The organism is Paracoccus sediminis (assembly GCF_900188295.1).
Classification (GTDB): domain Bacteria; phylum Pseudomonadota; class Alphaproteobacteria; order Rhodobacterales; family Rhodobacteraceae; genus Paracoccus; species Paracoccus sediminis.
Genome location: NZ_FZNM01000020.1, coordinates 17,176 through 29,052, shown reverse-complemented (window position 1 = coordinate 29,052; position 11,877 = coordinate 17,176). Strand labels below are relative to the sequence as shown.

13 protein-coding genes are annotated in these 11,877 nt (G+C 64.0%); 2 read left to right on the top strand and 11 right to left on the bottom strand.

The genetic code is table 11. The features are described from left to right. Positions 1-217 precede the first annotated feature (217 nt). The 4 genes from CHB77_RS17080 to tnpB all read right to left on the bottom strand — a co-directional run bounded on the left by CHB77_RS17080 (position 218) and on the right by tnpB (position 2,356). Entirely contained in the window at positions 218-850 is a 633-nt protein-coding gene (locus CHB77_RS17080) for a DUF6441 family protein (protein ID WP_089389384.1), read from the bottom strand. After that, positions 847-1,158, bottom strand: coding sequence for a head-tail joining protein (locus tag CHB77_RS17075; protein ID WP_036707952.1), 312 nt, complete (start codon positions 1,156-1,158; stop codon positions 847-849). Before CHB77_RS17075 ends, CHB77_RS17080 begins: the two co-directional genes overlap by 4 nt. Beyond that, complete coding sequence (locus CHB77_RS17070; RefSeq protein WP_036707950.1) at positions 1,158-1,493, bottom strand: DUF2190 family protein; 336 nt, start codon at positions 1,491-1,493, stop codon at positions 1,158-1,160. The genes CHB77_RS17075 and CHB77_RS17070 overlap by 1 nt, the downstream gene beginning before the upstream one ends. Before the next feature lie 74 nt (positions 1,494-1,567). Next, entirely contained in the window at positions 1,568-2,356 is a 789-nt protein-coding gene (tnpB, locus tag CHB77_RS17065; protein ID WP_081962565.1) for an IS66 family insertion sequence element accessory protein TnpB, read from the bottom strand. 8 nt (positions 2,357-2,364) lie between these two features. Between tnpB and CHB77_RS18920 the strand changes: the two genes are divergently transcribed. Further along, a complete protein-coding gene (locus CHB77_RS18920) occupies positions 2,365-2,580 on the top strand; it encodes a transposase (RefSeq protein WP_165456312.1) in 216 nt (71 codons plus the stop codon). Continuing rightward, positions 2,478-2,963 (top strand): IS5 family transposase, encoded by a 486-nt coding sequence (locus tag CHB77_RS17055; protein WP_131023395.1) that lies wholly within the window; start codon positions 2,478-2,480, stop codon positions 2,961-2,963. The genes CHB77_RS18920 and CHB77_RS17055 overlap by 103 nt, the downstream gene beginning before the upstream one ends. Before the next feature lie 13 nt (positions 2,964-2,976). Here CHB77_RS17055 and gltS read toward each other — a convergent pair whose 3' ends face one another. The 7 genes from gltS to CHB77_RS17020 form a co-directional block, all read right to left on the bottom strand. Beyond that, the gene (gltS, locus tag CHB77_RS17050) at positions 2,977-4,182 is read right to left on the bottom strand and encodes a sodium/glutamate symporter (RefSeq protein ID WP_036707945.1); all 1,206 of its coding nucleotides are present in this window, start codon (positions 4,180-4,182) and stop codon (positions 2,977-2,979) included. Between the two features lie 92 nt (positions 4,183-4,274). Further along, on the bottom strand, positions 4,275-5,039 hold the full coding sequence (gene fabI, locus CHB77_RS17045) for an enoyl-ACP reductase FabI (RefSeq protein ID WP_089389383.1): 765 nt from the start codon (positions 5,037-5,039) through the stop codon (positions 4,275-4,277). Continuing rightward, on the bottom strand, positions 5,036-6,205 hold the full coding sequence (locus CHB77_RS17040; RefSeq protein WP_035745643.1) for an acetate/propionate family kinase: 1,170 nt from the start codon (positions 6,203-6,205) through the stop codon (positions 5,036-5,038). The genes fabI and CHB77_RS17040 overlap by 4 nt, the downstream gene beginning before the upstream one ends. Further along, entirely contained in the window at positions 6,202-7,596 is a 1,395-nt protein-coding gene (locus CHB77_RS17035) for a bifunctional enoyl-CoA hydratase/phosphate acetyltransferase (protein WP_089389382.1), read from the bottom strand. The genes CHB77_RS17040 and CHB77_RS17035 overlap by 4 nt, the downstream gene beginning before the upstream one ends. A 4-nt stretch (positions 7,597-7,600) precedes the next feature. Further along, positions 7,601-9,358 carry a PHA/PHB synthase family protein gene (locus tag CHB77_RS17030; protein WP_089389381.1) on the bottom strand — a complete coding sequence of 586 codons (1,758 nt, stop codon included), beginning with the start codon at positions 9,356-9,358 and terminating at the stop codon, positions 7,601-7,603. A 318-nt stretch (positions 9,359-9,676) separates the two neighbouring features. Next, positions 9,677-10,753, bottom strand: a complete 1,077-nt coding sequence (locus tag CHB77_RS17025) for an alpha/beta hydrolase (protein ID WP_165456311.1) — start codon at positions 10,751-10,753, stop codon at positions 9,677-9,679. A gap of 8 nt (positions 10,754-10,761) precedes the next feature. Next, positions 10,762-11,874 carry an ABC transporter permease gene (locus tag CHB77_RS17020; RefSeq protein ID WP_089389379.1) on the bottom strand — a complete coding sequence of 371 codons (1,113 nt, stop codon included), beginning with the start codon at positions 11,872-11,874 and terminating at the stop codon, positions 10,762-10,764. Positions 11,875-11,877: the final 3 nt, after the last annotated feature.

Sequence of the window (11,877 nt, the reverse complement as noted above, 5' to 3'; positions counted from 1 at the left end):
CCCCCTCCGCTCTCCGCGTCGGGGAAGGGTCACATGGGTCAAATCTCAATGGAAATTATGAGCCTGCCTGGGTCACTTCTGGGTGGAAATCAACATGTAGCGTTCATGGCCATGATCCGTTCGGCGCCAAAGCCGTTTAGCATTTCTGTGCCCCCGATCCTGCCAAATTACTGTAGCGCCGATGCAGGTCGTTGTCCGCCCGCCGGAGGTCCTGCCATTAGCCGATCCGCCCCTCGACCCAGTTCGCCACGATCAGCCCCGGCACGCTGTCCACCGCTCTCTCCGCATCCCGCGCCAGATCCAGCCGCTTGGGCAGCTTCACCTGCGGGACCAGCAGGAAGATCGGCGCGGTGACCTTGCCGCGTCCGGTCTTCGAGCGCGACACCACCGCCTGGCCCTTCGTGTTCAGCCGCCCCTCGGCCACCAGCAGGCTCGGACCGGTGCGGCGATAGACGAAGCGCAGCCGCAGCCCGCGTCGCCGTTCCCACTCGCCAGGAGTGATCCGGCCGCCGCGCAGGGACTTGCCCGCGGCGGGCAGCGGGATCGCCAGCCAGAACCCGTTTTTCGAGCGGATCAGCGGCCCGGCGTCATGCGCGCCGACGATGACCGGCGCCTTGGACCAGACCAGAGCTGCGGCGTCCAGGCTCTCGCCCGACCTCGGGAAGGTCTGGCTCCGGATCGAATTGGCGAGCCGTGTGCCGAGCCCCGCGCCGGTGATCTGCAACCGCCACGCCGACTTCAGCCCGGTCCCGGCCTCGCGCATGGCGGCGGTCACGGCGCGTTCGCCCGCGGCGACCTCAGCCGCCATCATCGCGACGATGTCGGGATCGATGTCGAGCTTCAGTTTCACGCGGGCCTCAGATCCACGGTCCAGACGAGCCGCTCGCGGTCGCGGACGGGCTCGCCCTGAATGAGGAAGGCGTCCCCATCGATCTCGATCCTATCGCCGGGACGCGGGTTCGCCACCTCGGCGACGCGCAGGTCGATCCGCGTGGTCTCGGACCAGAGCCGCGCATCGCCGAAGTCGGTGACCGCATCGGCACGCCGGGCGACGACGCGCACCAGGACGGGCGTGCCGCCGTCGGCGATGTAGACCGCGTCCCGGCCGATGTTCGGATCGGCGAAGAGCGCACCGACGGCGGCGGCGAAGGCGCTCATCAGAAGGCCGCGTTCAGCCGTACCCGGCCGATGGTATCGCTCGCGCCGCTCGCCACCGCCTCGACGGCCACGCCGATGAGGGTGTTGTCGGTGGCAACCGTGGTGCAGCGCTTGTTGGTGTCGTCCCAATAGATCTTGGCGCCGACGGTCCAGGCCTGGGAGCCGACCTTGGTGATGTCGAACACGCCGACGAGCGAGGTCTCGACGGGCTCGCCGAGGGCGGCCGCTCCGGCGGCGATGCCGAAGATGGAGCCGACGAGCAGACCATCGCCGGAGGCGACGGCATAGGGCGCGGTCAGGGTGATGGTGTTGCCGGGCTGGACGAAGTTTTTCATGGACGTGATCCTCGTGGAAAGACGAAGGGCGGCCCGTCAGGACCGCCCGTGTGTCAGGGTTCAGGATGGGTGCGTTACGCGCCCGGGTTCTTGTAGAGACCGCGCCAGTCGATCGCCTTGGCGCCGAAGTCGAGGCGGCACTTGATCTCGACGCCGTCGACGTCGAAGCCGTTGCGCGTCTCGATGTAGGCGCCCTGCTGACCCTCGAGATAGGCGTACTCGATGGTGTCGATCTGGTTCGGGCTGGCCGCGAGATACCAGGCGGTCTCGCTGGCCGCGTCGAGCCGGGGCTCGCTGATCGGCGCCAGTGTGCGGATCGACTGCGGCACCACGCTGGACGTCGCGGCGGGCACGAGGTTCTGCGCGACCAGCTGCTCGGCCTTCAGTTCCAACGAGGCGGGCACGATCAGGAAGGCGGGCCGGACGTTCAGCACCGTCTTCTTGTCGAGGCCCGTCTGCTTGGCCATCGCCGCCCGCGCCGCGCCCACCGCATCGACCGCCAGCGCCGCGCCGGTGCCCGCGAGGTTCTTGTGCGTGGTGTGGAACAGCGCGTTGCCGTCGGCCATGGCCGGGTTCGAGGTAATGATGCCCCAGACCACGTCCGACTCCAGCTGCGCGATGGAATTGCCGTACATTGCCGGGATCCGGGTGAAGGCGTCGAGATCATCGTTGATCAGCGTCTGGCGCATGACCCCGTCGCGCACCTGTGGCCAGACGAACTTGCCGCCCTCGAGCCGCTTGTGAACCAGCACTATCCCGGTCTGATCCCAGATCAAGAGCTTGATCCGATCCGCCCGCTTCGCTCGGAACACAAAGGCGGCTCCGCAGAACGGGTCTCTGGATAGTCCGGACCGGTTGTCCATGGCGCGACTTGCCGGCGGATTTCGGCAAGTGGAACTCAGTGTTCAAGCGGTTCCGGCGATGGGTAAAGGCCGATGCGTTCTACCGCATGTTCCGAGCCCTGGCTGAAGATGCCGATTTTGGATACGCCATGATCGACGGCAGCATCGTCAAGGTTCACCGCCACGGACAGGGCGCAAAAGGGGGACGCAAAGCCAGGCCATCGGGCGCTCTCGCGGAGGGATAACAACCAAGATCATGGCTTTGGCCGATGCGGTCGGCAACCTGACCGACTTTCGGCTGCTGCCGGGACAGGCCCATGATCTGCGCGGCACAGGGGCGCTGATCGATGGCCTGACGTGTGGCCAACTTCTTGCCGACCGGGCGTTCGATGCCGATTGGCTGCGCGAGGCGCTAACCGGTGCAGGGATCGAGCCGGTCATTCCGCCAAAGTCCAACCGCCGCTTCCCCGCCGAATTCGACCGCGAAACCTGCAAGTGGCGGCACCTGATCGAGAACCTCTTCGGCAGGCTCAAGGAATACAGAGGCATCGCCATGCGCTGCTGCAAGACTGATGAAAGTTTCAGCGCCTTCATTGCTCTCGCCGCAACCGTCATCCGACTCCGGTGAACGTCAACACACCCTAGCCGACCAGCGCCGAGATGATCAGCGCGTTGACGATATCGATGAAAAAGCCGCAGACCAGCGGCACGATCACAAAGGCCCGGTGCGCCGCGCCATGTTGCTGCGCCACGGCGGTCATATTGGCGATGGCGGTGGCGGTTGAGCCGAGCGTGATACCGCCAAACCCGGCCGAGATCACCGCCGCCTCATAATCGCGCCCCATCGCGGGGAACACGACCCAAATCGTGAATCCGACCGTCAGCAGGATCTGCATCACAAGGGCGGCGGTAATGAACAGAAGGACGCCGTTCAGCTCCCAGACCTGCAGGCCCATCAGCGCCATGATCAGGAAAAGCCCGAGTGACAGATCCGAGATCAGCGCCAGCGCATCATCGACCCCAGGCCAGATCCGCCGCACTAACCGCCTCGGGGCCAGCGGCAAAAGGTTGCGCAGCACGATCCCCGCGACAAGGCAGCTGACAAAGGCTGGAAGCGTGACGCCGGCCGCCGTGATCGCCTCATGCAGCGCCAGCCCGATCAGCACGGTGACATTCAGCGCCAGGATCGACCAGAGGATGCAGAAGTAATCCATCCGGACCGCGCGCCCCTCATTCGGAACGCCGATGTCCAGATCGCGCTTGTTTTCCGCCTTCAGCCCGCCCCGCCGGATCAGGAGCGCCGCAATCGGCCCGCCGATCACACAGGCCGCGATTAGCCCGACAGTATTGGCCGCGACCCCCAGTTCCAGCGCATTCGTGATCCCCAGCTTTTCGGCGAATATCGGTGCCCAGGCCAGCGTGGTGCCAACGCCGCCGGTCAGCGAAACCGAGCCGACCATCAGCCCGGTCTTCGGCTCCATTCCAAAGAGCCTCGCCAGCCCCATCCCCGCGAAGTTCTGCAAAAGGATGAAGCTGGTCGCAAGGATCAACAGGATCACCAACGGCCTGCCCCCCGCAAGCAGCGTGCGGATATCGGATTTCAGCCCGATACCGGCAAAGAACACCAGCAGCAGGAAATCACGGATCCCCACCTCGAATGAGACCTTCAGATCGAACAGCGCCCAGAGGAGCCCCGTTACCGCGATACAGAGAAAGCCGCCCGCCACCGGCTCGGGGATCGAATAGCGGCGCAGAAGATCAATGTTCAGGGTCAGGATCTTGCCCGCGATCAGCAAGACCACGGCAAGATTGAAGGAATGGAAGGGATGAACCGTAAAGAAGGTCACGCGGCGGCGCCTGTCAGAATGCTGTCAACTGATGTTGATTCCGCTTTGCCCCGGATCCGCCTTCCGGTCAAGGGCGGGGCCCCGCGCCTGCCTCAGGCGGTGGTGTGAAATCCGTTATCGGCATAGACCACCGATCCGCTCATGGGACTTGCGGCCTCGGTTGCCAGAAAGGCCGCCAGCGTACCGATCTCTTCGATGCTTACCAGTTTTCCCGCAGGCGTACGGGCGCGAATCTTATCCATCAGCGCATCGAACCGGTCGATCCCCGAGGCGGCGCGGGTCTTGACCGGACCGGTTGAAAGCGAAAAGGCACGAATCCCTTCGCCCGCCAGATCGGCCGCCGCATAGCGGACCGAAGCCTCCAGCGCGGCCTTTACCGGACCCATGAGGTTGTAATTCTCGACCACCCGATCCGCGCCGTAAAAGCTGACCGTGATCAGCGAACCACCCGCCTGCATCAAAGGCCGCGCCAGCCGCGCCATGCGCAGGAAGGAGTGGCAAGAGATATCCATCGCCGCCGCAAAACCTTCGGCCGAAGCGTTGACAACGCTGGTGTGCAGATCCTCGCGCGGGGCGAAGGCGATGGCATGAAGCAGAAAATCAAGCCGCCCCCATTCAGCGGTAATGCGGTCAAACACGGCTTCCAACTGGCCGGGTTCACGCACATCGCAAGGAAGGAACAGCGGCGCACCCACTTCCTGCGCCACGGGTTCGACCCATGGCCGGGCCTTTTCATTAAGAAAGGTCAGCGCCAGCTCTGCCCCCGCCGCGCGAAAGGCCCTGGCGCAACCGGCGGCGATGCTGGCCTCATTCGCCACGCCAACCACGAGGCCGCGTTTGCCTTTCAGATCAATCATGTCGCTGCCTCTTCGCTGACGGCCTCCTGGGCGATGATGCTTTCCTCATCGGTCGGAATGACAAGAAGCTGCACCCGGCTGGCGGCGGTGCTGATCCTGCGCGACCCTGCTTCATTGGCATCGGGGTCAAGCTCTGCCCCAAGCCAGGCCAGCCGCGCGGCGACACGGGCGCGGATACCGGGCTGATGCTCGCCGATTCCTGCCGTGAAGACCAGCGCATCGATCCCGCCCATGCTGGTCGCCAACCGTGCCACCTCGCCCGCGATGCGCAGGCAAAAGAGGTCGATCGCCTCGGCAGCCTCTGGGCGCGTGCTGGCCATCAGCTCGCGGCTGTCAGCCTCGAAACCCGACACGCCCAGAAGGCCGCTTTCACGATAGAGCATGGTCTCGACCTGTTTCAGGCTTTGCCCCATTTCGCCCATCAGATGCAGGATCACGCCGGGGTCCAGCGCACCCGAACGCGTCGCCATCGGGATGCCGTCCAGCGTCGAAAACCCCATCGAGCTGTCGATGCTCTTGCCGCCCCGGATCGCACAAAGGCTTGCGCCGCTGCCCAGATGTGCGGCGACCACCTTTGCATCGGTGGCCAGATCGCCCAGTTGCCCGGCGATATAGCGGTAGGAGAGACCATGAAAGCCATAGCGCTTGATCCCCTGATCATAAAGCGCGCGCGGCAGGGCAAAGCGGCGGATCAGGGGCGGGTTGGTGGCATGAAACGCCGTGTCGAAAGAGGCTGTCTGTGGCACATCGGGGTAAAGCCCCCGCATCGCCCGGATCAGCGCAAGGCTTTGCGGCTGATGCAGCGGCGCAAGCCGCGCCAGCGCGTCGATCTGCGCGATCACCTGATCGGTGATCCGGGCTGGTCCTGTGAAGACATCGCCGCCATGCACAACCCGATGGCCGATCACCGCAAGGCGCGAAAGATTGAAATGCCCGGCCAGCCAGGCAAAAGCCTGGTTCAGCACGGCTGTCAGATCGCCGGGATCCGCTGTGATCGGGCCTGAAAAGGTCTTGCCCTCGCGCGTCAGGCGCACTTCGAAAGGCTCATCGCGGAAATCGATCACGCCCGACGCCAGCGGGCGCGGCGCGGCGGCCTCCAGTGCGTAAAACCCCAGCTTGATAGTCGAGGATCCGGTGTTGAATGTCAGGATCAGATCGCGGGTCACGCCTTCCCCTCCGCTTTGCGGACCGCGACCATCTTGGCCAGCGCAGCCGAGGCGATGCGGGCCGATAAAGGATCCGCCCGGCTTGTCAGAACGATTGGCACCCGTGCGCCCAGAACCAGCCCCGCGGCCGTGGCGCCCGCGAAATAGATCAGCTGTTTGGCAAGCATGTTCCCGGCCTCGAGATCCGGCACCAGAAGAATATCGGCCTCGCCCGCCACCTGCGAGACGATGCCCTTCGTCGCCACCGCCTCGGGGCTGATCGCATTGTCGAAGGCCAGCGGCCCGTCAACCAGCGCGCCCGTGATCTGGCCTCGAGCCGCCATCACCGTCAGCGCGGCGGCATCCAGCGTGGCGGGCATCGTCGCGTTCACCGTCTCGACCGCCGCCAGCACCGCGACCTTCGGCTGATCGCGCCCCAGAAGCCGCATCAGATCGACGGCATTCTGGCAGATGTCGCGCTTATGCTCTAATGTCGGTGCGATATTGATCGCGGCATCGGTGACGATCACCGGCTTGCGATAGGCGGGCACATCCATCGCATAGACATGGCTGATCCGGCGTTCGGTGCGCAGGCCGCCGCTTTTCGAAACCACCGCCGCAAGCAGTTCATCGGAATGCAGGCTGCCCTTGACCAGCACCTGGACGTTGCCACAGGCCGCCAGTTCCACCGCCCGCGCCGCCGCTGCATGGCTGTGCTCTGTCTCCTCGATCCGGAAGCCGTCAAGCGAGACCCCGGCCTCGGCGGCCGCCGCGCGAATCTTTGCGCCGGGACCGATCAGGATCGGGTCAAGCAGGCCTTCGTCGCGCACCTCGATCGCGCCAAGGATCGCGGATTTCGAACAGGGATGCACCACCGCCGCCCGCACCGGGGGCAATGCGCGGGCCTCTTCGACAAAGCCCTGCCAGCGCCCCTTCGGCAAGACCACCGCCTCGGGAAGGTCACCCGGCACCCAGGTCACCTGCTCGACCGGGGCCAGCACCAGCGCCTCGCCCGAAAGCACCACCTCGCCCCGCTGATTGCGGGCGGTGGTCGTCAGGCGGACACGGTTCTTGCCCTCGATCAGCTCGGCCACTTCAACTTCGGCGGTGATGGTATCGCCTGGCGAAACCGGCTTGTTAAAGCGGATCTGCTGGTCGAGATAGATCGTCCCCGGCCCCGGCAGGCGGGTGCCCAGCACCGCCGAAATCAGCGCCGCAGTCCACATGCCGTGCACCACGACATGGCCAAACGGCCCATGGGCGGCGAAACCGGCATCCAGATGCGCGGGGTTGGCGTCGCCGGAAACAGCGGCGAACAATTCAATATCCTTGGGGCCGACGTGGCGGACAAGACTGGCGCGGTCGCCGATTTTCATCTGGTGAAACAGATAGTTGGTCAGAGTGCCGGTCATCTTGTCACCTCTGGAAAACATATGTGCCGGGCGCATCTGCCAGCGCGTTGCCCATTGCGGGCGGCGCGGCGGGGGCACCCGAACGCGCGGCAAGCCAGGCCTGCCAGGGCGTCCACCACGAACCCTCGGTTGCAGGATTGGCCTCGACCCAGGTCTCCGGCGGCAAAAGCGCGTCGTCATGGGCGCGGGTCGCCAGCCGGTAGCGGCGGCGCGGGTGACCGGGAGGAGAGACGATCCCCGCATTATGCCCGCCCGACGTCAGCGCGAAAGTCACCTCGCAATCGGTGAACTGGTGGATTTTGTAGACCGACTTCCAGGGTGCGACATGATCGCGCTCGGTCCCGACGGCAAAGATCGGCACCCGGATGTTCTGCAACAGAACTGTCTTGCCCCCGGCGGTGAAGCGTCCCGAAGAAAGCTCATTATTCAGATAAAGCCTGCGCAGATATTCGGCATGCATCCGATAGGGCATCCGGGTGCTGTCGGCATTCCAGGCCATGAGATCATTCATCGCCGTCCGCTCGCCCATCATGTAATCGCGCACCATCCGGGACCAGATGAGGTCATTCGAGCGCAAAAGCTGAAACGCCCCCGCCATCTGATCGGCAGAGAGATAGCCGCGGTTCCACATCATGCTTTCAAGAAGATGCAGCTGGCTTGGGTCGATGAACAACGCGAGCTCGCCCGGTTCGGCGAAATCGACCTGCGCGGCAAGCAGCGTCAGCGAGGCGAGACGCGCGTCCCCCTTCCCCGCCATGGCAGCCGCAGCGATCGACAGCAAAGTGCCACCCAGACAATAGCCGGTGGCGTGGATTTTCTGATCGGGCATTAGACGGGTGATCTCATCCAACGCGGCCATCACGCCCAGCCGGCGATAATCCTCCAGCGTCAGATCACGATCCTCTGCACCCGGATTGCGCCAGGAAATGGCGAAAACCGTGTGGCCCTGCGCCACCAGCCAGCGGATCAGTGAATTCTCCGGGCTGAGGTCGAGGATATAGTATTTCATGATCCAGGCCGGAACGATCAGCACCGGCTCGGGGTGCACGGTTTCTGTCGTGGGCGTATACTGGATCAGTTCGATCAGGTGGTTGCGGAAGATTACCTTGCCCGGCGTCACCGCCACATCGCGACCCGGTGTAAAGGCCTCGACACCCTCTGGCGGCTCCTGCCGGATCTGGCGGACGACGTCCTGCAGCCAGTTCTGCCAGCCCTTCACAAGGTTCATGCCTCCGGTAGCCCAGGTCCGTGCCACAACCTCGGGATTGGTAAAAGGGTTGTTCGAAGGCGCACAGACATCAAGGATCTGTTTCGCGGCAAAAGACACCACATCCTCGTGGTGCTTCGTCACGCCTGGAACCTCATGGGTGACGTTATGCAGCCATTGCTGCTGCAGCAGGAAAGCCTGCGACATCCAGCTGAAGGGCGGTTTCGCCCAGGCTTCACCGGCGAAACGGCGGTCGCCCGGCAAGGGCGTGATGACCGGCGCGGCCTGCGGATCCATCGCCGAGGCCATCAGATGCGCCATGAGACGCTGCCATTTGCGGCCCGCCTTGACGCCCAGTTCCATCTGCTTGCCCGGTGCCTGCGCCAGGTGAAAGGCCCAGTCGACATGGGCCATCATCAGCGAGCCGGGCGAGACCCCGCCGCTGAGCTGTCCCGAGAGCGCCTCTCGTATGCGGTCAACGGCCTGAAAAGCCTCGATGCCAAGGCTTTCATCGCCGGTTGCACCCGAGCCATCTGATTTGGGAGTAAGGACCATGTCGCGTCTCCAATTTACCGGCGGAAGTTAGCACAGAACTATCAACGAGTGTTGATCGAAATCAAAGAGTTCAAGATTTTTCTTGAACATAGGCATTGCGCCCAAGGCCCGATGCCGACGACATGTCGTAAAGCGCCGTCAAACCGCCGAAACAGCCGCCCCCGGACTGAACAGGCAAAGCATCGGCGTCCGGCGGCGGACACGGAATCCCCTGTCCCTGCCCTGATCATCATGGACGATTACCGGCAAAACGGCGCGACGTCGAGGCCATGACCCGGCCAATGCCGCTGGCACCAACGCCGGGCCAAGGCCGCGGCCTCAATCCGCCAGCACATCACCGATGCCAGTGAAGACACCACCGACCTGATTGAAGACAAAGGCCCCAGCCAAGCGTACCTCACCGAAAAGGGTGCTTTCAACCACAGCCCCGGCCTCGCCGGAAAGCAGGCCGACATAGCGGCTGTGGGCGGGATCATCGGTCGGAATATCGGTAATATCCACGATCCGTATTCCGGTCGCGACCGCCAGGCGCTGGACCGCCGGATCACGCACATCGACAAGCCCAAGCCGTATCCGACGTGCCGAAAGCCGCGACGACAGTTTCAGCGCCAGATCGTCCGAGGAGACGAGCACCGTGATGGGATGCTTCATCGGCCCAAGGCTGACCATCTGGGCGCGGAAAAGATCGATATCAATATCCGGGGCGGCAAGGATGACCTCGATCCGGTCCAGCACATCGTCCCGCCCGGCAAGACGCAGTTGCACCAGCGTCTCCATCGTCAGCCGCGCGCCCATGCTGTGAGCCAGCACCGGCACCGCGTCGGAAGCGGACCGACCCTTTGTCAAAAGCCGCAGCAGATCGGCAAGCGCCGCGCGGGAAAAGTCAGACGCGTCACGATCAGCCAGATAGGCGCCCGGATCGCCTGCCGAGGGCCATGTAAAAAGGACGGGCTTTTCCTCGATATGCGCATCGACCGAAAGCTGCGCGGTACGGAACAAGGCCTCATGAAAGCGGGTGTTGAAGCCGTGGACATAAAGTCCGACCCCCTCGCGCGAGAGACGCTTTGCAAAGGCGTCACGGCTAAGCGTCTGCCGGCTGCGCATCACGAAATTCCGGTCGGCGCTGCTGCCATTGCGATCCGGCCATTCAATCTTTCCCGGCCGATGGCCAGGCGGCACCGAGACCTCGTATTCCAGCCAGCTTGGCCGGATAGAGCGAGAGTCGCCAAAGGCCCCCGGCAGATTTGCCTCGGGCGCGCGGGTGGTCATGGTCAGCACCCGGACAAGGCGGGCGCCCTCGGGCAGGGCACCGGCATCGGGGGCCAGAACTTCCGGCCCCGGACGCGCAGCGCAGCCTGCAAGCGCAAGCGTCAGGATCAGAAGCAGGCGGCCCAACATATGCCTTACCGCAGGAATTTCTTGAATCGTATCAGTGCCACCCAGAACAGCGCCACCCCGATCGCCGCCAGCGCCGCGAACTGGGGCCAGACCACGTCAAGCCCCGCACCTCGGAACAAGATGCCCTGCGAGAGGATGATGAAATGCGTGTTGGGGGCTGCAAGCATGATGGTCTGGATGATCTCTGGCATGGATTCCCGCGGCGTCATCGCGCCTGACAGCACCTGCAGCGGCAAAAGCGCCATCATCAGCAAAAGCGCGAATTGCGGCATCGACCCGGCGATGGTGGCAAGGAAAATTCCAAGCCCCGTCATGGCGAAAACCATCAGCACCGCGCCCGCAAGAAACAGCACGACCGAGCCCTGCACCGGAACCGCCATCAGCGCCTGCACCACAACACTTAGCGAAAAGATCGACCCCAGCAGCACCACCAGCCCCATCGACCAGATCTTGGAAAACATGATCTCGGTCGTGGTGACGGGCATGACCAGCAGGTGCTCGACCGTGCCATGTTCCTTTTCGCGGATCAGCGCCGCGCCGGTCAGCACCAGCGACAGCATGGTGATCGACCGGATCACGGCGGAAATCGCGCCGAACCACTTCGGATCCAGCGAGGGATTATACCGCGCGCGGAGCGCCAGATCGACCGTCAGCGCGGTCTCGGCCCGGTAGCCCGCCACATATTCCGAAACCTCGGAGGACACGATCTGCTGGATATAGCCGCCGCCGGTGAAGGCCTGGCTCATCCTTGTCGCGTCGATATTCAGCTGGATCGCCGGGTTTTTTCCGGCCAGCACATCGCGCGCGAAATCCGGTGGGATGTTCAGCGCAAAAGTATCCAGCCCCTGATCCATCCGCCGATCCATCTCGGCCGTCGTGGTCATCTGCGGCTCGACAAAATAGGGCGGATAAAAGGCCGAGGTGATGCGGGCGGAGAGATGCGACTGATCCTCATCCACGATCGAGATCGCGGCATTCGTCAGCGCCTCGGGCGAGACGTTCGCAGAGGTCCAGATCGAGAGCGAAAAGGAATAGACGATCAGCACCAGCATCACCGGATCGCGCCAGAGCCCGCGCAATTCCTTGACGCCCAGATTGAAGGTGTTGCGCAGGTTCATCCG